The sequence below is a fragment of the Sphingosinicella sp. BN140058 genome (assembly GCF_004135585.1).
In the GTDB taxonomy this organism is placed as follows: domain Bacteria; phylum Pseudomonadota; class Alphaproteobacteria; order Sphingomonadales; family Sphingomonadaceae; genus Allosphingosinicella.
The window spans coordinates 5,428,589-5,446,672 of the sequence record NZ_CP035501.1 but is presented as its reverse complement, the minus strand read 5'-3'; the positions used below and the strand labels follow the sequence as shown (position 1 = coordinate 5,446,672).

Here is an 18,084-nt window from a genome sequence, read left to right as displayed (position 1 = left end):
TTCATCGATTTGACGGTGGTGTGGCCGGGCGCCAGCCCGACGCGCTCCGCTCGATGCCGAACACGGCCGGAATCACCGGGCCGGCGACCAGCGCAAGCGGGTCTCCGTCCGCGGCGATCCGGCCGTCTTTCATGACGATCAACCGGTCGGCGTAGCGGGCGGCAAGATCGAGGTCGTGCAAGGCGACGAGCACGGCCCGCCCGGCCAGCCGTGCCTCGGCCTTCAGGATCTCCATCAAGCGCAGCTGCCATAGCGGATCGAGATTGGCGACGGGCTCGTCGAGCAGCAGCAATCGCGGCTGTGCCGCAAGCGCCCGCGCCAGCAGGACGCGGCTGCGCTCACCCGTTGAAAGCCGATCGACCCGGCGGGCGGCGAAGTCGGTCAGGTCCAGGGTTGCGAGTGCCGCGTCGATGGCGGCATCGTCGCGGCCGAGGGCGAGGCCGGCGACGTCGCGCGCGCTGAGCGGCCAGGCGATGTCGCGATTGGCCGGCAGATAGGCGAACAGGCGCCGCCGTTCCGCCGGCGGCGCCGCGCGTGCATCGATGCCGCAGATCGTAACCGCGCCGGACGGGGCGCCGATGCCGCTCAGCGCGTGGAGCAGGCTGGTCTTGCCGCTGCCATTGGGCCCGACGAGACAGACGAGGCCCGGACTCTCGATGCGGAGTTCGGTCGGCGCGAGCCGCCCCGGGATGGCCAGGCCGGTGGCATCGAGCAACAGTGTCATCGGCTGAGGCTCCAGCGCATGTGCGCGACCAGCCAGAGGAAGAAGGGGGCGCCGAGCAAGGCGGTGACCACGCCGATCGGCAGCACCCGGCCGAGTGGGGCGGCGCGGGTGACGAGATCGGCGGCCAGCAGCAGTCCCCCGCCGATCAGCGCCGCCGGCAGGATCGCGCCGCCGGGATGCCCCCGGCTGATCCGGCGAGCGAAGATCGGCGCGACGAGACCGACGAAGCCGATCGCGCCGCAGATCGCGACGCAGGCGCCGACCCCGATCGCGGTGAGGGCGACGATCTCGATCCGCAGGCGGCGCAGATCGTGGCCGAGCGACTGGACGACATCCTCGCCGAGCGTGAGCAGGTCGAGCGGCCGGCGGAGACGCAGCAGCAGCAGCACGGTCAACAAAGCAGGGCCGCCGGCGAAGGCCGCTTGCGCGAGGCTGCGGTCGACGAGCGATCCCATCAGCCAGTCATAGGCATCGTAAAAGGCGAAGGGCGAGGGCGCCAGCGCCAGCGCGAGGGTGGTGAGCGCCCCAGCGAGCGCGCTGATCGCGAGGCCCGAGAGGAGCAGGGTCGCCGTTTCCGCGCGCGGCCCGGCCAGCGCCAGCAGGAGCAGGAGGGCGGCGAGGGCGCCGGCGACGGCGCCGACCGACAATGCGAGCGGTGAGGAGAGACCGATCAGGTAGGCGGTGACGACGGCGCCGAGCGCCGCGCCGCTCGTCGTCCCGGTCAGATCCGGGGAGGCGAGCGGATTGGCGAAGAGCGCCTGAATGGCGGCGCCGGCCGCGCCCAGCATCGCGCCATAAAAGAGCGCCAGCAGCGCCCGCGGCAGCCGCAGCTCGACGACGACGGCGCGGCCGAGACCCGGATCCTGATCGAACAGATCACGCAGCACGCTCCACGGCGTCAGCACCGACAGCGCCAGCAGCAGGGCGACGGCGGACGCCAACAGAAAGGCGATCGGCCTGGTCATTTGCGCACCGCCTTCAGCCGGGCGATTTCGCCGCCCAGCAACGGCCCCATGCAGGTCCACAAGCGTCCATCGGTGACGAGCGTTCGTGCCTTGCCCGTCGCCTTGGCAAGCGGATGCGCGAGCCAGCGCTGCTCGCCGGAATATTGCCCCGCGCGATAGTCGCTGCGCAGCAGGATCCGCGGCGGCGCGACCAGCAACTGCTCGAGCGTCAGGCGATCGCCCGGAAGAGGGCGCTGCCGAAGGCCGGCGAGCGCCATCCACTGACCGGCGAGGCTTTCCGGCCCGACGCTGCGACCGCCGCCGCCAAGCCATATGCTTTCGGTCGCTTCATGCGGCGCGCTGCGCTTCAGGGCTTCGATGGCGTTCAGCAGCGGACGGGCGCGGTCCGGCCGGCCGAGCGCCGCGGCGACGGTGCCGATGCTCTTCTCGACGTCGCCGATCGTCTGGGGATAGGGCAGATCGAGGATCCGAATGCCGAGCCGCTCGGCGATGCGCACCCGGTCGCGCGCGCCGCCGCCCATGGTGAGAACCAGATCCGGCCTGAGCCCTGCGACCGAGACCAGGCTGCCGTCATTCGTCCGGTACCGGCGTGCCTGTCGCCACAAGGGCGTCTCCGCCTCCTTCTGGGCGAGATGGGTCACCGACGCGATCTGCTCCGATGCGGCGAGCATCAACAACAGCTCGTCGGTGCACAGGTTGAGCGACGCCGCCCGCCGCGGCGCCGCATCGGCTGCGCCCGCGGCGACGAGCAGACTAATCGCCGAGGCGAAAGCGAAGGCCCGCATAGACTGCCCTTCCCGGCGTGTTGTAACCGACGACGTCCTGATAATCGGCGTCGAGGCCGTTTTCGACCCGTGCATAGGCTTCGATCCCGTCGCCGACCTGCCAGCCGAGCCGCAGCGAGGCGAGGAGGTAATCGTCGAGCGTGACGCGGGGCGAGGGAAAGAGATCGAAGTCGGTATCGCCGCGCTTGCCGACATAGGCGGCGGAGGCTCCCCAGCTGAAGCGCCCCGAAGTGCCGCTGGCGATCAGATTGGCGCTGTGCCGCGGCCGGCGGAGTTCGCGGATCGACGCCACGCCGGCGGTCTTCTGCTCCTCGGCATCGAGGTAGGTGTAGTTGAACGCGATCGTCGCCGCGTCCGCCACGCGCCAGGAGCCATCCACCTCGATCCCCTTGCGCCGGCTTTTGCCTTCGGCATTGGCCGTGCTAGACAGGAAGGTGACGGAGTCGAACGTATCGACGATCTCGTCGGTCAGGCGGTTGGAGAAGCCGGTCAGCCCCGCCGCGAACGCGCCCTGTTGCCAGCGCACTCCGGCTTCCCACCCGCGGGACCGCTCCGGAGTCAGCGCCGGGTTGCCGACGAACGAACCCGGGAAGAAGCCGTAGAGATCATAGAAGCTCGGCTGGGCGATGCCTTCGCCGTAAGCGGCGTGCAGCCGCCACCCTGCCGCCGGCGTGAGCACCATGGTCGCACGCACCGTTGTGGCGTCGCGAAACGCGCTGAAACTGTCGTGGCGAAGCGAGACGTCGGTCGAGACGAGATCGCTCCAGCCGGCATGCCACTCGCCGACCAGCGCGGTCAGATGGCGGCTGCGATCCTGATCGGTGCCGCCGAAATAGATCTGGTCGCGGGCGCGGAAATCCTCCGCTTCGTGTTCGACTGCCGCGGTCAGCCGATGCGCGCCGAAGCCCCGGCTCACCTGTCCGCCCGCGCTCAATCGTTCACCCGATGTGCGGTTGAGCGGCGAGTCGCCCAGCCGGTTGCGATTGCTGCTGCCGAGCCAGCCGAGATCTCCCGACAGCGACCAGCCGCCGATTTCCGCCTTGGCCCAGCCGCGCACGGCCCCGATCCGGTTGCGGGTCTCGTCCAGCGTGTCCGCGCGGGCAAAGGTCAGCGGGTCGGTTCCGTCGAACTCGCTGGTGCCGCCGATATAATGGCCGACGAGCCCAAGCTCGATTCCGGGCGCAGGTCGGACGACACCCTTAAGGCTCGCGCTGAACGTCTCGAAACCGTCCCGCTCGCCGCCGCTGCCGAAGCTGTCTATGCCGTCGCTGCGCAACCAACCCGCGGATCCGGAGACTCCCGCGCCTTCGCTGCCGGCCGCGAACTGGGCCGAGGCGCGGGCGCTGTCGAAGCTGCCATATTCCCCCAGCAGGCTCAGCCGCGTGCCGCCGACGGGATTGGCGGTGTCGAGCGCGATCACGCCGCCGAGCGCTTCCGAACCCCAGAGGGCCGATTGCGGTCCCCGCACGATCTCGACCCGCGACAGAGCATCGGTGGTGAGAAGTTCGAAACGGGCTTCGTTGCCGGCGGCCGGATCGTTGAAGCGGATGCCGTCGACGAACAGCAAAGTGTGGTTCGCCTCCGCACCCCGGATGCGAAGCTGGGTCTGGGTGCCGCGCGGCCCCGTCGTTGAGACCGAGACGCCGGGGCTGAGGCGCAGGAGATCGGCGGCGGAGGGCAATGCGAGCGCCGCGATCGTATCGCCGGCGAAGACAGTCGCGGAGACCGGCGCGGCGTCCGCTTGCACCGGTTCGCGGGCGGCGGTCACGACGATCGTGTCGGCATTCTCCTCGCCGGTGCCGGCGACGGGACCGGCCGCGAATGCGGCGAGAATCAGAACGGCTGACATGCTAACCTCCTTTAATAACGACGAAAATGTCGTCTCGGAGGCATTCGCCGCGATCGGCGAAGTGCCGCGCAGCGCGCAGCTCCCGGCGCGTTGCGGACGACAGGGCGAAGGCAGGTCTCCTGGCTCAAGGGTCGACGCCGGATCCGATCCTTTGCGGATCGGGGCTCGCCGTTCACAGTTGCGGGTACAGCGCCGGTCTTCCACCGGCTTCCCATTTTCACCGCGTCCTTTGCGGGGCGCGGCACCTTCGCTGGCACAGGCGCTAGTCGGCGCCCCCATATCTTGTCAATTCGTCCGCTTTTGGCTACATGCCGCACCGCCTTCCATGAGGCTGGTCGGAACCAGCCAAACCCCAAGGAATATCAAGACGATGAAAGCCGATACCCATCCCGATTACCACATGATCAAGGTGCAGATGACCGACGGCACCGTGTTCGAGACGCGCTCTACCTGGGGCAAGGAAGGCGACACGCTTCAGCTCGACATCGATCCCAAGGTTCACCCGGCCTGGACAGGCAATACCGGTCGCGTGCTCGATCAGGGCGGTCAGGTCGCGCGCTTCAACAAGCGCTTCGGTGGCCTTTCGCTCGGCAACCGCAAGTAAGATCGGTCGTCGGCCGCGTGGTCCCGATCGTCGAGACCGCGCGGCTGCGCCTGCGATCGTTCCGCGAGAGCGACCTCGAAGCCCATGCAAGGATGCTGGGCGACCCCGATTTCGTCCGCCACCTCGGCGGCAAGACCTTCGGTCGCGAGGAAAGCTGGCGCAGGCTGCTTTCCGGGGCCGGGCTGTGGGCCCTGGTCGGCTACGGCTATTGGGCCATCGAGCGGCGCTCCGATAATGCCTTCATCGGCCAGGTCGGCTTTGCGGATTTCAAGCGCGACCTCGAGCCGTCGATCGAGAACATGCCCGAAATGGGCTGGGTCCTTGCCCCCGAGACGCATGGCCAGGGCATCGCCTCCGAAGCCGTCGCCGCAGCGCTCGACTGGGCGCGCCGCGAACTCCCCGGCCGCGAGATCGTCGCGATCATCGATCCCGCCAATGCGCCTTCCATCCGCGTGGCGGAGAAGGCCGGCTTCCACTCCAGGGAAGAGGCAAGCTATCGCGGCGAACCCATTCTGCTGTTCCGGCGCGCGCCGGATTGAAGCGGATCAGCGCGTCCCGTGATCGCGCGGCAGCCGAGGATCGGGCGGCACCGCGATGTTGATCTCGGCGCCTTTGTCCGGGCGCAGCACAACCGTCGCCAGCACTTTCGTCGCGTCCCGATCGGCACCCGTCAGCATCCGCTCGATCTGATCGTTGGCCGGTACGCCATCCCACGCGGAAAGAATGGCGGTTCCGCCGATCCGGTGATGAAGCATCACATGTCCAAAATTCGCGGTTTCGACGACTTCAAGCATCTCGCCACCATCAGACAGGATAACGAGGAGCCGCGTCCGTCCCTCGAACGCAGCGGCCGGCCCAGGTTCCGCCCGCAGAACGAGGTGACCGCTCGAAAGCTTCGCGCTGCACAGGGACGTGGGCACGCGAGAGGGCAGGGGCGTCGTTCCGCCGGCCACCTCCCTGGCGATCATCCCGCTACCGTCGAAGGTAGCGAAGAGTGCCAGCGCAGCGACTTCCGCGCTTGAGGCGGGCTTCCGCCTGGCAGCTTTCGGCGTCTCGGCAGTTGCGCAGGGTCCTACCGCGACAGGTGCTGCAGGGTAGACGAACTTGTCCGACCCGACCTGGATGCCCGCAGCTAGATCGTCGAACGCGGCATCGACATCCTTCCGACGCGCCTCCGGGCCGCTGACCCGAAGCTTGACCAGGTATCGCCCTGCCTTCACGAATCCGGCCCGGCTGGTCAATGTGCCACGATAACGGTCGTAAGCCGTCCGGATGGCGGCTCCTTCGACCCCGGCGACGCGAATGTCGCTGGAGCCCAATGCCTGGACCGGGCTGGTGGAGTTGCTTCGGATCGACCAGTCGGTGGCCAACGCCGCGATTCCGCTGTGGGCGAGGCCAGGCAGATAGACATAGGCTGTCGCGAAGACCTGCCGATCGCCCGATTCGTAGAGGATTGCAGCGTCGATGGCTTCGCCGGGATGGCTGAAGTCCCTCGTGTCGGTGATTGCCAGTCCGCCCGGTTCCGTCGGGAAGCCGACGCCTGCGAGCTTGAGAAGCGCCGTGCGCTCCGAGATCAGCCACTCCGACTTGGCTTGCGCCTGCTGCCCGGTGGCTTGCGCCGCCAGCGGCGTTGCCGATGCCCACAGCAGGGCTGCAAGCGTGAGGAGAGTGTGTCGCATGAGGCCCCATTCCGGGAAGCATCTCACCCTTCTCCCTGGTCGGCAAGCCTGCGCTAGGTACCGGGCCGTCGTGCCATGAAGGCAAGCCGCTCGAACAGCATGATGTCCTGCTCGTTCTTGAGCAGCGCGCCGTGCAGGGGCGGGATCGCCTTGGCGGGGTCGCGCGACTGCAGCACTTCAAGCGGCATGTCTTCGTGGAGAAGCAGCTTCAGCCAGTCGAGCAACTCGCTGGTCGACGGCTTCTTCTTGATGCCGGGCACGTCGCGAACCTGGTAGAAGATGTCGAGCGCCCTGCCGACGAGCAGCTTCTGGATGCCAGGGAAATGGACGTCGATGATCGCCTGCATCGTCTCGCGATCCGGGAACTTGATATAGTGAAAGAAGCAGCGCCGCAGGAAGGCGTCGGGCAGCTCCTTCTCGTTGTTGGAGGTGATGACCACGATCGGCCGCTCGGCCGCCTTCACCGTCTCGCCGGTCTCGTAGACGTGGAATTCCATCCGATCGAGTTCCTGGAGGAGATCGTTGGGGAATTCGATGTCGGCCTTGTCGATCTCATCGATCAGCAGCACGGGCAGGGCCGGACTGGTGAAGGCGTCCCACAATTTGCCGCGGCGGATGTAATTGGCGATGTCGTGCACCCGCGGATCGCCGAGCTGCCCGTCGCGGAGCCGCGCGACCGCATCATATTCGTAGAGGCCCTGATGCGCCTTGGTGGTCGACTTGACATGCCACTCGATCAGCGGCGCCCCGACGGCCCTGGCGATTTCGTGGGCGAGCACCGTCTTGCCGGTGCCGGGCTCCCCCTTGACCAGAAGCGGGCGCCGCAGCGTCACCGCAGCGTTGACGGCGACCTTGAGATCGTCGGTGGCGACATAATCGTCAGTGCCCTCGAAACGCATGCCTGCCCTTTCCGCTTACGTAAGCCGCACGCGATAGGGGAGGGGCGCTGCGGCGGCAAGCGGAGCCGAGCCGGATCAGCCCGGCGGACCCGAAGCGGGTCAGCCCGCGCGCCGAGCCTCGTGACGGGCTTCGAGCACGTCCCAAAGGCCGCGGTGCTGGAGCAGGACCTGTTGCGCGCCGAACAGCAAGGCGCGCTGAACCGCGGCGCTGCCGGCAAAGGCGTCGGCGAGCGTCGCCACGGTGCCGACGTCGCCGGCCATATAGGGCGGCGGCTCGACACCGAAGCGGATCGCCGCCGCATCGAGCACCGTGCGCACCTGCGCCCAATCGAGTACGATCGCCATTGCGGTACCGAGCGCGCAGCCATGCCGTTCCGACTGCGCGAGCATCTCCATCGCATGGCGCTGGGCGATGATCGTCGAGTCGGTGCCTGCCGTCCCGGGCGTGCTGGGAACGGGCCCGGCGGCCACGGCGAGACGCGCGAGATAAGCGCGCTCCCCTGCAAACGCATAGGTCGCCTGCGCCAGCCAGGCGCGCGAGGCCGGCTCCACCGCTCGCGTCGAGGCATGGTCGATGACGCCGGGATAGCGGCCGTGCAGCGTGCACAGATAATGGATGAGATCCGAAAGGCTGCGCGCGCTGTCCTCGCCGCGAAGCAGATCGGGATTGCCGCACCAGGGGTGCGAGGCGCTGCCATCGTCCTCGACGGACGCGATCAGCAGCTGCCCGATCTGGGCGGCTCTTGCCATGCCGAGCGAAGCTGTTGCCATGTCCCTGTGCCTTCCCGAACGGTTTCGAACGTCCTTCTACGCGCCCGACCTATATCAATGCCGTAAAAACGAGGTTTATGCCGCGTTAGGGATGTTGCGGTTTTCCACGAGGTCGGGGCGGGCACAAACAAAAAGCCCCTCCGCGAAGGGAGGGGCTTTTCAACAGCTTGGCGGCCAGATCTTACTGATCGAGGAAGCTGCGCATCTTGCGCGAGCGCGACGGATGCTTGAGCTTGCGCAGCGCCTTCGCCTCGATCTGGCGGATGCGTTCGCGGGTGACCGAGAATTGCTGGCCGACTTCCTCGAGCGTGTGATCGGTGTTCATGCCGATGCCGAAGCGCATGCGCAGAACGCGCTCTTCGCGCGGCGTCAGCGAGGCGAGCACCCGGGTCACCGTCTCCTTGAGGTTCGCCTGGATCGCCGCGTCGACCGGGATGATCGCATTCTTGTCCTCGATGAAGTCGCCGAGGTGCGAATCCTCTTCGTCGCCGATCGGCGTCTCGAGGCTGATCGGTTCCTTGGCGATCTTCATCACCTTGCGAACCTTCTCGAGCGGCATCGACAGACGCTCGGCAAGCTCCTCCGGAGTCGGCTCGCGGCCGATTTCGTGCAGGATCTGGCGCGACGTGCGGACGAGCTTGTTGATCGTCTCGATCATGTGAACCGGGATACGGATCGTCCGCGCCTGATCGGCGATCGAGCGGGTGATCGCCTGCCGGATCCACCAGGTCGCATAGGTCGAGAATTTGTAGCCGCGGCGATATTCGAACTTATCGACCGCCTTCATCAGGCCGATATTGCCTTCCTGGATGAGATCCAGGAACTGAAGGCCCCGATTGGTGTATTTCTTGGCGATCGAGATGACGAGACGGAGATTGGCCTCGACCATCTCCTTCTTCGCGATCCGCGCTTCGCGCTCGCCCTTCTGCACCTGGTTCACGATCCGCCGGAACTCGGCAAGGCTCATGCCGGTGGCCTGGGCGATCTCGGCGATCTCGGTGCGGATGCGCTCGATCGCCGAGGATTCGGTGGAACAGAATGCATTCCACTTCTTGTCCAGATTGCAGACCCGCTCCGTCCAGCCCTCGTCGAGCTCATGGCCCATATAGGCATCGAGGAACGAGCGCCGCGGCACCTTGTGGCGCTCGGCCAGACGCAGCATCTGGCCGCCGAGCGCAGTCAGGCGCCGGTTGTAGCTGTAGAGCTGGTCGACCAGATACTCGATCTTGGCGTTGTGGAACTGAACGCTCTCGACCTCGGCGGTGAGCTGCTCGCGCAGCTCCTGATACCGGGTCTCGTTGCCGCCCGGGAAGGCCTGGCCGGCGCTCATCGCCTCCATCCGCGAGGTCTGAAGGCCGGCGAACTTCTTGTAGAGATCGGTGATCCGCGCGAAGCGCTCGAGCGCCTGCGGCTTCAGCGTCTCTTCCATCTGGGCGAGCGAGAGGGTGTTGTCCTCCTCGTCCTCCTCGAACTGGTTCTCGCGGCGCGCAACCGGGTTGCCGTCCTCGTCCTCTTCCTCGGTGACCTCCTCGACGTCCTCTTCCTCCTTGAAGGAAGGACCTGCGGCGGCCTCGCTGATCTCGCCGTCGGCGCCTTCCTCGACGCCTTCGACCTGCTCGGGCGTGGGGCCCTTGGACAGCATTGCGTCGAGATCGAGGATCTCGCGCAGCTGCATGTGTCCCTCGTTGAGGGCGTTCGACCATTCGATGATCGCGTTGAAGGTGATCGGGCTCTCGCAAAGACCCCAGATCATGGTGTCGCGGCCGGCCTCGATGCGCTTCGCGATCGCGATCTCGCCTTCGCGGGAAAGCAGTTCGACGGCGCCCATCTCGCGCAGGTACATGCGCACCGGATCGTCGGTCCGGTCGACGGTTTCCTTCTTCTTCTCGATGACGAAGCGCTCGCCGTCGCTGCCGTCCTGCTCGTCGATGCCGCCGTCGGAGTCGGATTCGGACGACGAGGAGGAATCCTCATCGTCGCTGTCGTCATTCTCGACGATGTTGACGCCCATTTCGCTGAGCGCGGACATGATGTCCTCGATCTGCTCGGAGGACATCTGGTCCTGCGGCAGCGCCTCGTTGAGCTCGTCATAGGTGATCACGCCGCGCTTCTTGGCGCGGGCGAGCAGCTTCTTGATCGAAGCTTCGTTGAGGTCGATCAGCGGAGCATCGCCCCCGTCCTGCTTGTCTTCCGCATCGACCGCCGTGTTCGTCTTCGCCATTTAAAAGCCTTGTTCCTGTCTCAACTCGCTTCCCCCTCGACCAGGGCCGCAAGCTGCTTTTCCGCCTCGTCCCGCGCCATCCGGAGCCGCTGCTGCTCCTGAAAGGCGGCCTCGTCCCCCGATTCCTTCAGCCATTCGGTCGCCGCCGCCAAGGCGGTTTCGATACCGGGCTGAGCCGCCAATGTGTCGATCACCAGAACGAGATCGCGTTGCGCACGTTCCGGGTCGACATCGCGGCGGGTGAAGGAAAAGGCTAGTCCTCTCTCCTGGCGGAGCGCCTCGGCAAGAGGCGCCACACCTTCGTCGATCAATATGGTATTTAGGCGCTCCTGATCAAGTTCGCCGTGGAGCAGGGCTGCCGATAGAAGCGAATCGCGCAATCGTACAGCATTTGCCTCGACGATGGGAAGCGCCGCGACCGCCTCCGAATGGGCGGCGATCACCTCGGGGTGGCGGACGAGGCCGGCAAGCACCGCGCGCAGCCAGCGCGGATCAAGACCCCCGTTCGCCACGGATTTCGCCTGCTCGGAGACCGGCCGTACGAAGCCGAAGCGGCCGTTCTGAAAGCGGCCGTTCCCGAAACGCCCGCTCTGGGGGCGTCCGGGCTGAAACCGTCCGCCGCCACTCTGATAGGGCGGGCGGCCCTGGTCGCGCTGCGGGCGCTGGGGCCGGGTCAACTCGTCGAAGCGGCGGAGGAGTTCGGCGCGATATTGTTCGCGCACATTGGCATCGCCGATGCTGCCGAGGAGATCGAACAGGCGCTGCTTGAGCCCGGCGCGCTCTTCGGGCGTGGTCAGCGGTTCGGCCGTGATTTCATGGCGCCAGACCCGATCCACCAGCGGCTCCGGTGCCGCGAGCAGCGCCTCCAGCGCATCACGGCCCTTGGCGCGGACCAGATCGTCGGGATCCTGGCCGGCGGGAAGCGTGACGAAGCCGAGCGAGCGGCCCGGTCCGGCATTGGGAAGCGCGCGGAGCGCCGCCCGAACCGAGGCCTTCTGGCCGGCCGAATCCCCGTCGAAGCACAGGATCGGCGCAGGGGAGAGCTTCCAGATCCGGTCCAATTGTCCTTCGGTGAGCGCGGTGCCGAGCGGCGCCACGGCCTCGCCGATGCCCGCCTGATCGAGCGCGATGACGTCGAGATAGCCTTCGACGACGACGATCCTGCGCGCCGCGCGGCTCGCCGGACCCGCTTTGTCGAGATTGTAGAGGGTTCGGCCCTTGTCGAAGAGCGGAGTTTCCGGCGAGTTCAGGTATTTAGGCTCGCCATCGCCGAGGATCCGCCCGCCGAACGCGATGACGCGGCCGCGCTGGTCGCGGATCGGGATCATCAGCCGCCCGCGAAAACGATCGTAAGGCTCACGATCGTCCTCGGGCGCGATCAGCAGCCCGGTCTCGACGAGGGCCTCGTTGCCGAACCGTTTCAGCGCCTCGCGAAGCTTGCCGCGGCTGTCGGGGGCGAAGCCGAAGCCGAACTTGACGATCGTCGACTCGCGAAGCCCGCGCTTCTGCAGATAGGCGCGAGCATGCGCGCCCTCGATCGAGCCCAATTGCGCGACGAACCACGCCTGCGCCGCCTCGACGACGTCGTACAAGCCGGCGGCGCGCTCGGCCTTCTGCTGGGCGCGCGGATCGGGCGCGGGCACCTCGAGACCGGCGGCATCCGCAAGCTCCTTCACCGCCTCCATGAACGGCAGCCCGCGCGCGTCGGTCAGGAAGCGGATCGCATCGCCGTGCGCACCGCAGCCGAAGCAATGGTAGAAGCCCTTCTCGTCGTTGATCGTGAAGCTCGGCGTCTTCTCCTGGTGGAATGGACAGCACGCTTTGTACTCGCGTCCCGCCTTCTGCAGCTTCACCGACCGGCCGATCACGGTCGACAGCGAGGTCCGGGCACGGACCTCGTCCAGGAATTGCGGGGAAAGGCTCATTGCTGTGGCATGTAGGGGCGGGCGGTCTCTGCTCCCCTCCCGCTTGCGGGAGGGGTTGGGGGTGGGGCCGAGGTCAGAGCTTCGAGGATCACCGAGAGCACGCCATCCGTATTTCCAAGAACGTCGTGGTTCCAGAAACGGATTACCCGAGATCCCTTACTCACGAGATAGCGCGTGCTGGATGCATCGGCCGCAGCCTGGTCGTCATGCTGCCCGCCGTCCACTTCGATCACCAGACGGGTCTCGCGGCACAGAAACTCGCAGATGAAGGGGCCGATCGGCATCTGGCGACTGAACTTGAAGCCGCCGAGCTGTCGTTGCCGGAGGCCGGTCCATAACTTCTGCTCCGCCTCGGTGGCGGTGCGCCTCAGCTGTTGGGCCCGAAGGGTCAAGCGCTTCTTGAAGACGACCATCCCACCCCCAGCCCCTCCCGCAAGCGGGAGGGGAGTCTAGCTCCTCACTGGCTCAGCCGTGCCTTCACCAGTCCGCTCGCCTTGCTCATGTCGAGCTGGGCGGCGTGGCGTTCCTTGAGGACGGCCATCACCCGGCCCATGTCCTTGACCGAACTCGCGCCGACTTCGGTTGCGATCGCATCGATCGCTGCCTTGGTCTCGTCCTCGCTCATCTGCTGCGGCAGGAAGGTCTCGATCACCGCCACTTCGGCCTTCTCGGCGTCGGCCAGCTCCTGGCGGTCGCCTTGCTCGTAGAGGGTGATCGATTCGCGGCGCTGCTTGATCATCTTCTGCAGCACTTCGACGACCAGGGCGTCGTCGTCGGTGACGGCATTGGTTGCGGTGCGCTGCTCGATGTCGCGATTCTTGATCGTCGACTGGATGAGGCGGATGGCGGCAGTGCGCTGTTTGTCGCCGCTTTTCATGGCGGTGACGAGCGCAGCCTTGATGTCGTCGCGAATCATATCTCTCTTGGGTCCGCTGTCGGGGAAGGCCGGGGAGGATAGCGGCACATCGAGGGTTTTAATAGATTGACGCTGTGCGCCCGGCGGCCTAGCGGACGGGCCTTAGCGACATCGCCAGAAACTACGAAGGAGTGCCCGCCGCCATGGCTGACGCCACGCAAACGCCTGCGCCGCAAGGAGCGACCGGCGTATTGGTCCTGGCCGACGGAACGGTCATCTGGGGCAAGGGCTTCGGCGCGGAAGGGCAGGCGGTCGGCGAAGTCTGCTTCAACACGGCGATGACCGGCTATCAGGAGGTGATGACCGATCCGTCCTACGCGTCGCAGATCATCACCTTCACCTTCCCGCACATCGGCAATGTCGGCGCCAATTACGAGGATCTCGAAGCGGACAATCCGTTCGCGCTCGGCTGCATCGTTCGGCAGGACGTAACGGAGCCGAGCAATTTCCGCGCCGTGCAGAGCTTCGATGCGTGGATGCGCGCCAACGGTCGGATCGGCCTCGCCGGTGTCGACACCCGCGCCTTGACCCGCAAGATCCGCGAAGCGGGTGCGCCCAACGGCGTCATCGCCCACAATGCCAAGGGCGACTTCGACATCGAGGCGCTGCTTGCCGAGGCGCGTGCCTGGCCCGGCCTCGAAGGCATGGATCTCGCCAAGGAGGTGTCTTGCCACCAGATGTATCGCTGGTCGGGCGGGCGCTGGAAGCTCGGCGCGGGCTATGGCGAGGCGGAGGAGGATGAAAGCCGTCCGCACGTCGTCGCGATCGATTACGGATCCAAGCGCAACATCTTCCGCAACCTCGCCGATGCCGGCGCGCGGGTGACCGTGCTGCCCGCCACGTCCACCTATGACGAGGTCATGGCCCATCATCCCGACGGAATCTTCCTGTCAAATGGGCCCGGCGATCCGGCCGCGACCGGGACCTATGCGGTGCCGGTGATCCGCCAGCTGCTCGAGACGAAGAAGCCGCTGTTCGGCATCTGCCTCGGCCATCAATTGCTCGGCCTCGCGGTCGGCGCGACGACGACAAAGATGCACCAGGGCCATCGCGGTGCCAACCACCCGGTGAAGCGTCTGGAGGATGGCCGCGTCGAGATCACCAGCATGAACCATGGCTTCGCGGTCGAGGCCGAGACGCTGCCGGACAATGCCCGGCCGACCCACATCTCGCTGTTCGACGGCAGCCTTGCCGGCCTCGAGCTGACCGATCGGCCGGCGTTCTCCGTGCAATATCACCCGGAGGCGAGCCCCGGGCCGCAGGATAGCACCTACCTGTTCGAAAAGTTCGTCGACCAACTGCAGAAATAGGAGCTTCGCGCTCCGCACGATCCATTTTCCCGACCCTTGGGCCCGCACGGGACGAGGGAGTAGAAGGTTAGAACCTATGCCGCGCCGCACCGACATCTCCTCGATCCTGATCATCGGCGCCGGACCGATCGTCATCGGTCAGGCCTCCGAATTCGATTATTCGGGTACCCAGGCGGTGAAGGCGCTGCGCGAGGAAGGCTATCGGATCATCCTCGTCAATTCGAACCCGGCGACGATCATGACCGATCCCGAACTCGCCGACGCGACCTATGTCGAGCCGATCACTCCCGAGTTCGTCGCCAAGATCATCGAGAAGGAACGGCCCGACGCGGTGCTGCCGACGATGGGCGGCCAGACCGCGCTCAACACCGCGCTTGCTCTGTTCAAGGACGGCACACTCGACAAATTTGGCGTCAAGATGATCGGCGCCGACGCCGAAGCGATCGAGAAAGCCGAGGACCGGCTGAAATTCCGCGAGGCGATGGACAAGATCGGCCTCGAGAGCCCGCGTTCCGAAATCGCCCATACGCTAGAAGAGGCGGTGCGTGCGCTCGACGTGGTCGGACTGCCGGCGATCATCCGGCCAAGCTTCACGCTCGGCGGCACCGGCGGCGGCATCGCCTATAATCGTGACGAATTCGTCCAGATCGTCACCGGCGGCCTCGAAGCGTCGCCGACCAGCGAAGTGCTGATCGAGGAATCGGTGCTCGGCTGGAAGGAATATGAGATGGAGGTCGTCCGCGACCGCAACGACAATGCCATCATCATCTGCTCGATCGAGAATGTCGATCCGATGGGCATCCATACCGGCGATTCGATCACCGTGGCGCCGGCGCTGACGCTGACCGACAAGGAATATCAGATCATGCGCAACGCGAGCATCGCGTGCCTGCGCGAGATCGGCGTCGAGACCGGCGGCTCCAACGTCCAGTTCGCGGTCAATCCGGCGGACGGACGGCTGGTCGTGATCGAGATGAACCCGCGTGTGTCGCGCTCCTCCGCCCTCGCGTCCAAGGCGACCGGCTTCCCGATCGCCAAGGTCGCGGCCAAGCTCGCCGTCGGCTACACGCTCGACGAGATCCAGAACGACATCACCGGCTCGACCCCGGCGAGCTTCGAGCCGACGATCGACTATGTCGTCACCAAGATCCCGCGCTTCACGTTCGAGAAGTTCAAGGGCGCCGAGCCGTTGCTGTCGACCGCGATGAAATCGGTCGGCGAGGCGATGGCGATCGGCCGCTCGATCCACGAAAGCCTGCAAAAGGCGCTGCGCAGCATGGAGACGGGGCTGACCGGCCTCGACGGCGTAAAGCCGCTCTACGGCGCGCCCCGGGCGGAGATCGAAGCGGCGCTGGCGCGGCCGACACCGGAGCGGCTGCTGACCGCCGCCCAGGCGCTGCGCGAGGGCTTCACCGTCGCCGAGATCAACGCCATCACCCATTTCGATCCCTGGTTCCTCGAGCGCCTGCGCGAGATCGTCGAGGCCGAGGAAGAGGTGAGCCGGAACGGACTGCCGCAGGACGCCGCCGCGATGCGCCGCCTGAAGGCCATGGGCTTTTCCGACAAGCGGCTGGCGGAGCTGGCGGTGCGCTCCGCGCATCTGCCGGGCGGCGCGATGGGCAAGGTCGCCGCCCGCTCCAGCGGGCTGATCCACGACGCCGTCAAGGCGATGACCGGCGCGACCAGCGAGGACGAAGTCCGTGCGCTGCGGCACAAGCTCGGCGTGCGGCCGGTGTTCAAGCGCATCGACAGCGTCGCCGCCGAATTCGAAGCACGCACCGCCTACATGTACTCGACCTATGAAGCGCCGACTTTCGGCGAACCGCAGGACGAGAGCGAGCCGAGCGACAGGCGCAAGGTCGTCATCCTCGGCGGCGGCCCGAACCGGATCGGGCAGGGGATCGAGTTCGATTATTGCTGCTGCCATGCTTGCTACGCGTTGGACGAAGCCGGCTTCGAAACGATCATGATCAACTGCAATCCGGAAACGGTGTCGACCGATTACGACACATCGGACCGACTCTATTTCGAGCCGCTCACCGTCGAGGACGTGCTCGAGATCCTGGACGTCGAACGCTCCAAGGGCGAACTCGTCGGAGTCATCGTCCAGTTCGGCGGACAGACCCCGCTCAAGCTTGCCGCCGCGCTCGAGAAAGCGGGCATCCCGATCCTCGGCACGTCGCCGGACGCGATCGATCTCGCCGAGGATCGCGAGCGCTTCGCCGCCCTCATCAACAAGCTGGGGCTCCGCCAACCGGAAAACGGCATCGCCCGCAGCCGCGAGGAAGCGATCGCGGTCGCCGACCGGATCGGATATCCCGTGCTCACCCGTCCGAGCTATGTGCTCGGCGGCCGCGCCATGGAGATCGTCGACGGGCCGGCGCAACTCGAAGACTATATCGTCACCGCGGTGCAGGTGTCGGGCGACAGCCCGGTTCTGATCGATCAATATCTGCGCGACGCAATCGAAGTCGACGTCGACGCCATTTCCGACGGCAAGGACGTCTGCATCGCCGGCGTGATGCAGCATATCGAGGAGGCGGGCGTCCACTCCGGCGACAGCGCCTGCTCGTTGCCGCCCTACAGCCTGGACACCGCGATCGTCGAGGAGATCGAGCGCCAGGCGCGGGCGCTGGCGCTCGCGCTCGGCGTCAAGGGACTGATGAATGCGCAATTTGCGGTCAAGGACGGCAAGGTCTATCTGATCGAGGTCAATCCGCGCGCCAGCCGCACCGTGCCGTTCGTCGCCAAGGCGATCGGCACCCCGATCGCCAAGATCGCGGCGCGGGTCATGGCCGGCGAGCCGCTGATGAAATTCCTGCCGATCCACCGCGACGTGCCGCATATCGCGGTCAAGGAAGCGGTGTTTCCGTTCGCGCGCTTCCCCGGCGTCGATCCGGTGCTCTCGCCGGAGATGAAGTCGACGGGAGAGGTGATCGGCATCGACAAGGATTTCGCCACCGCCTTCCTCAAGTCGCAGCTCGGTGCAGGCGTCGTCCTGCCGACCGAGGGAACCTTGTTCGTGTCGGTCAAGGACGGGGACAAGGCGCTGGTCGCGCCGGCGGTTCGGGCGATGACAGAAATGGGCTTCAAGGTGATCGCAACCATCGGAACGGCCGACTATCTGCGCGGGCAGGGGATCGCCGTCGCCGAGGTCAACAAGGTCGTGCAGGGGCGACCGCACATCGTCGACAAGATCAAGGACGGCGATGTCGCGATCATCTTCAACACCACCGAAGGCTGGCAGAGCCACAAGGACAGCGCCTCGATCCGCGCTTCGGCGCTGATGGGGAAGGTGCCCTATTTCACCACTGCCGCCTCCAGCGTCGCCGTCGTGCGGGCGATCGCGGTGCTCCGAGAGCGCAGCCTTGATGTTCGGTCGTTGCAGTCCTATTATCAATCCTCCCGAGCGTGATCCTTCACACAATCGAAACTA

15 protein-coding genes and 1 riboswitch are annotated in these 18,084 nt (G+C 66.4%); of the genes, 4 read left to right on the top strand and 11 right to left on the bottom strand.

Annotation, left to right across the window (positions count from 1 at the left end; translation table 11 throughout):
• Nucleotide 1 precedes the first annotated feature (1 nt).
• The 4 genes from ETR14_RS24725 to ETR14_RS24710 are packed head-to-tail and all read right to left on the bottom strand — an operon-like array spanning nt 2 to nt 4,323.
• Nucleotides 2-724 carry an ABC transporter ATP-binding protein gene (locus tag ETR14_RS24725; protein ID WP_129390371.1) on the bottom strand — a complete coding sequence of 241 codons (723 nt, stop codon included), beginning with the start codon at nt 722-724 and terminating at the stop codon, nt 2-4.
• Nucleotides 721-1,689, bottom strand: a complete 969-nt coding sequence (locus ETR14_RS24720) for an iron ABC transporter permease (RefSeq protein WP_129390368.1) — start codon at nt 1,687-1,689, stop codon at nt 721-723. The genes ETR14_RS24725 and ETR14_RS24720 overlap by 4 nt, the downstream gene beginning before the upstream one ends.
• Nucleotides 1,686-2,474 carry an ABC transporter substrate-binding protein gene (locus tag ETR14_RS24715; protein ID WP_165356604.1) on the bottom strand — a complete coding sequence of 263 codons (789 nt, stop codon included), beginning with the start codon at nt 2,472-2,474 and terminating at the stop codon, nt 1,686-1,688. The genes ETR14_RS24720 and ETR14_RS24715 overlap by 4 nt, the downstream gene beginning before the upstream one ends.
• Nucleotides 2,443-4,323: a TonB-dependent siderophore receptor gene (locus tag ETR14_RS24710; protein WP_129390362.1), complete on the bottom strand. Its 1,881-nt coding sequence runs from the start codon at nt 4,321-4,323 to the stop codon at nt 2,443-2,445. Before ETR14_RS24710 ends, ETR14_RS24715 begins: the two co-directional genes overlap by 32 nt.
• Nucleotides 4,324-4,414: 91 nt before the next feature.
• Nucleotides 4,415-4,587: riboswitch (cobalamin riboswitch) on the bottom strand.
• 106 nt (nt 4,588-4,693) lie between these two features.
• Between ETR14_RS24710 and rpmE the strand changes: the two genes are divergently transcribed.
• Entirely contained in the window at nt 4,694-4,927 is a 234-nt protein-coding gene (gene rpmE, locus ETR14_RS24705) for a 50S ribosomal protein L31 (protein ID WP_129390359.1), read from the top strand.
• 17 nt (nt 4,928-4,944) lie between these two features.
• Complete coding sequence (locus ETR14_RS24700; RefSeq protein WP_129390356.1) at nt 4,945-5,466, top strand: GNAT family N-acetyltransferase; 522 nt, start codon at nt 4,945-4,947, stop codon at nt 5,464-5,466.
• A 6-nt stretch (nt 5,467-5,472) separates the two neighbouring features.
• On the opposite strand, the gene ETR14_RS24695 is transcribed toward ETR14_RS24700, so the two are convergent.
• The 7 genes from ETR14_RS24695 to ETR14_RS24665 all read right to left on the bottom strand — a co-directional run bounded on the left by ETR14_RS24695 (nt 5,473) and on the right by ETR14_RS24665 (nt 13,338).
• Nucleotides 5,473-6,606, bottom strand: a complete 1,134-nt coding sequence (locus ETR14_RS24695) for a hypothetical protein (protein ID WP_129390354.1) — start codon at nt 6,604-6,606, stop codon at nt 5,473-5,475.
• A 53-nt stretch (nt 6,607-6,659) separates the two neighbouring features.
• Nucleotides 6,660-7,505 carry a MoxR family ATPase gene (locus tag ETR14_RS24690; RefSeq protein WP_129390351.1) on the bottom strand — a complete coding sequence of 282 codons (846 nt, stop codon included), beginning with the start codon at nt 7,503-7,505 and terminating at the stop codon, nt 6,660-6,662.
• 99 nt (nt 7,506-7,604) lie between these two features.
• Nucleotides 7,605-8,276: a hypothetical protein gene (locus tag ETR14_RS24685; RefSeq protein ID WP_243455676.1), complete on the bottom strand. Its 672-nt coding sequence runs from the start codon at nt 8,274-8,276 to the stop codon at nt 7,605-7,607.
• 181 nt (nt 8,277-8,457) lie between these two features.
• Nucleotides 8,458-10,497, bottom strand: coding sequence for an RNA polymerase sigma factor RpoD (gene rpoD / locus ETR14_RS24680; RefSeq protein WP_129390348.1), 2,040 nt, complete (start codon nt 10,495-10,497; stop codon nt 8,458-8,460).
• 20 nt (nt 10,498-10,517) lie between these two features.
• A complete protein-coding gene (dnaG, locus tag ETR14_RS24675) occupies nt 10,518-12,422 on the bottom strand; it encodes a DNA primase (protein WP_129390345.1) in 1,905 nt (634 codons plus the stop codon).
• On the bottom strand, nt 12,419-12,835 hold the full coding sequence (locus ETR14_RS24670) for an endonuclease domain-containing protein (RefSeq protein WP_129390342.1): 417 nt from the start codon (nt 12,833-12,835) through the stop codon (nt 12,419-12,421). Before ETR14_RS24670 ends, dnaG begins: the two co-directional genes overlap by 4 nt.
• A 44-nt stretch (nt 12,836-12,879) precedes the next feature.
• Complete coding sequence (locus tag ETR14_RS24665) at nt 12,880-13,338, bottom strand: GatB/YqeY domain-containing protein (RefSeq protein WP_129390339.1); 459 nt, start codon at nt 13,336-13,338, stop codon at nt 12,880-12,882.
• A gap of 143 nt (nt 13,339-13,481) precedes the next feature.
• Between ETR14_RS24665 and carA the strand changes: the two genes are divergently transcribed.
• Nucleotides 13,482-14,648 carry a glutamine-hydrolyzing carbamoyl-phosphate synthase small subunit gene (gene carA, locus ETR14_RS24660; RefSeq protein WP_129390337.1) on the top strand — a complete coding sequence of 389 codons (1,167 nt, stop codon included), beginning with the start codon at nt 13,482-13,484 and terminating at the stop codon, nt 14,646-14,648.
• Nucleotides 14,649-14,724: 76 nt separating this feature from the next.
• Nucleotides 14,725-18,063, top strand: a complete 3,339-nt coding sequence (gene carB, locus ETR14_RS24655; RefSeq protein WP_129390334.1) for a carbamoyl-phosphate synthase large subunit — start codon at nt 14,725-14,727, stop codon at nt 18,061-18,063.
• Nucleotides 18,064-18,084 lie beyond the last annotated feature (21 nt).

Excerpts from the sequence above, each read along its gene's own strand:
- ETR14_RS24725 (WP_129390371.1), bottom strand. The coding sequence starts at position 724 with ATGACACTGTTGCTCGATGCCACCGGCCTGGCCATCCCGGGGCGGCTC.
- ETR14_RS24720 (WP_129390368.1), bottom strand. The coding sequence starts at position 1,689 with ATGACCAGGCCGATCGCCTTTCTGTTGGCGTCCGCCGTCGCCCTGCTG.
- ETR14_RS24715 (WP_165356604.1), bottom strand. The coding sequence starts at position 2,474 with ATGCGGGCCTTCGCTTTCGCCTCGGCGATTAGTCTGCTCGTCGCCGCG.
- ETR14_RS24710 (WP_129390362.1), bottom strand. The coding sequence starts at position 4,323 with ATGTCAGCCGTTCTGATTCTCGCCGCATTCGCGGCCGGTCCCGTCGCC.
- rpmE (WP_129390359.1), top strand. The coding sequence starts at position 4,694 with ATGAAAGCCGATACCCATCCCGATTACCACATGATCAAGGTGCAGATG.
- ETR14_RS24695 (WP_129390354.1), bottom strand. The coding sequence starts at position 6,606 with ATGCGACACACTCTCCTCACGCTTGCAGCCCTGCTGTGGGCATCGGCA.
- ETR14_RS24690 (WP_129390351.1), bottom strand. The coding sequence starts at position 7,505 with ATGCGTTTCGAGGGCACTGACGATTATGTCGCCACCGACGATCTCAAG.
- ETR14_RS24685 (WP_243455676.1), bottom strand. The coding sequence starts at position 8,276 with ATGGCAACAGCTTCGCTCGGCATGGCAAGAGCCGCCCAGATCGGGCAG.
- rpoD (WP_129390348.1), bottom strand. The coding sequence starts at position 10,497 with ATGGCGAAGACGAACACGGCGGTCGATGCGGAAGACAAGCAGGACGGG.
- dnaG (WP_129390345.1), bottom strand. The coding sequence starts at position 12,422 with ATGAGCCTTTCCCCGCAATTCCTGGACGAGGTCCGTGCCCGGACCTCG.
- ETR14_RS24670 (WP_129390342.1), bottom strand. The coding sequence starts at position 12,835 with ATGGTCGTCTTCAAGAAGCGCTTGACCCTTCGGGCCCAACAGCTGAGG.
- ETR14_RS24665 (WP_129390339.1), bottom strand. The coding sequence starts at position 13,338 with ATGATTCGCGACGACATCAAGGCTGCGCTCGTCACCGCCATGAAAAGC.
- carA (WP_129390337.1), top strand. The coding sequence starts at position 13,482 with ATGGCTGACGCCACGCAAACGCCTGCGCCGCAAGGAGCGACCGGCGTA.
- carB (WP_129390334.1), top strand. The coding sequence starts at position 14,725 with ATGCCGCGCCGCACCGACATCTCCTCGATCCTGATCATCGGCGCCGGA.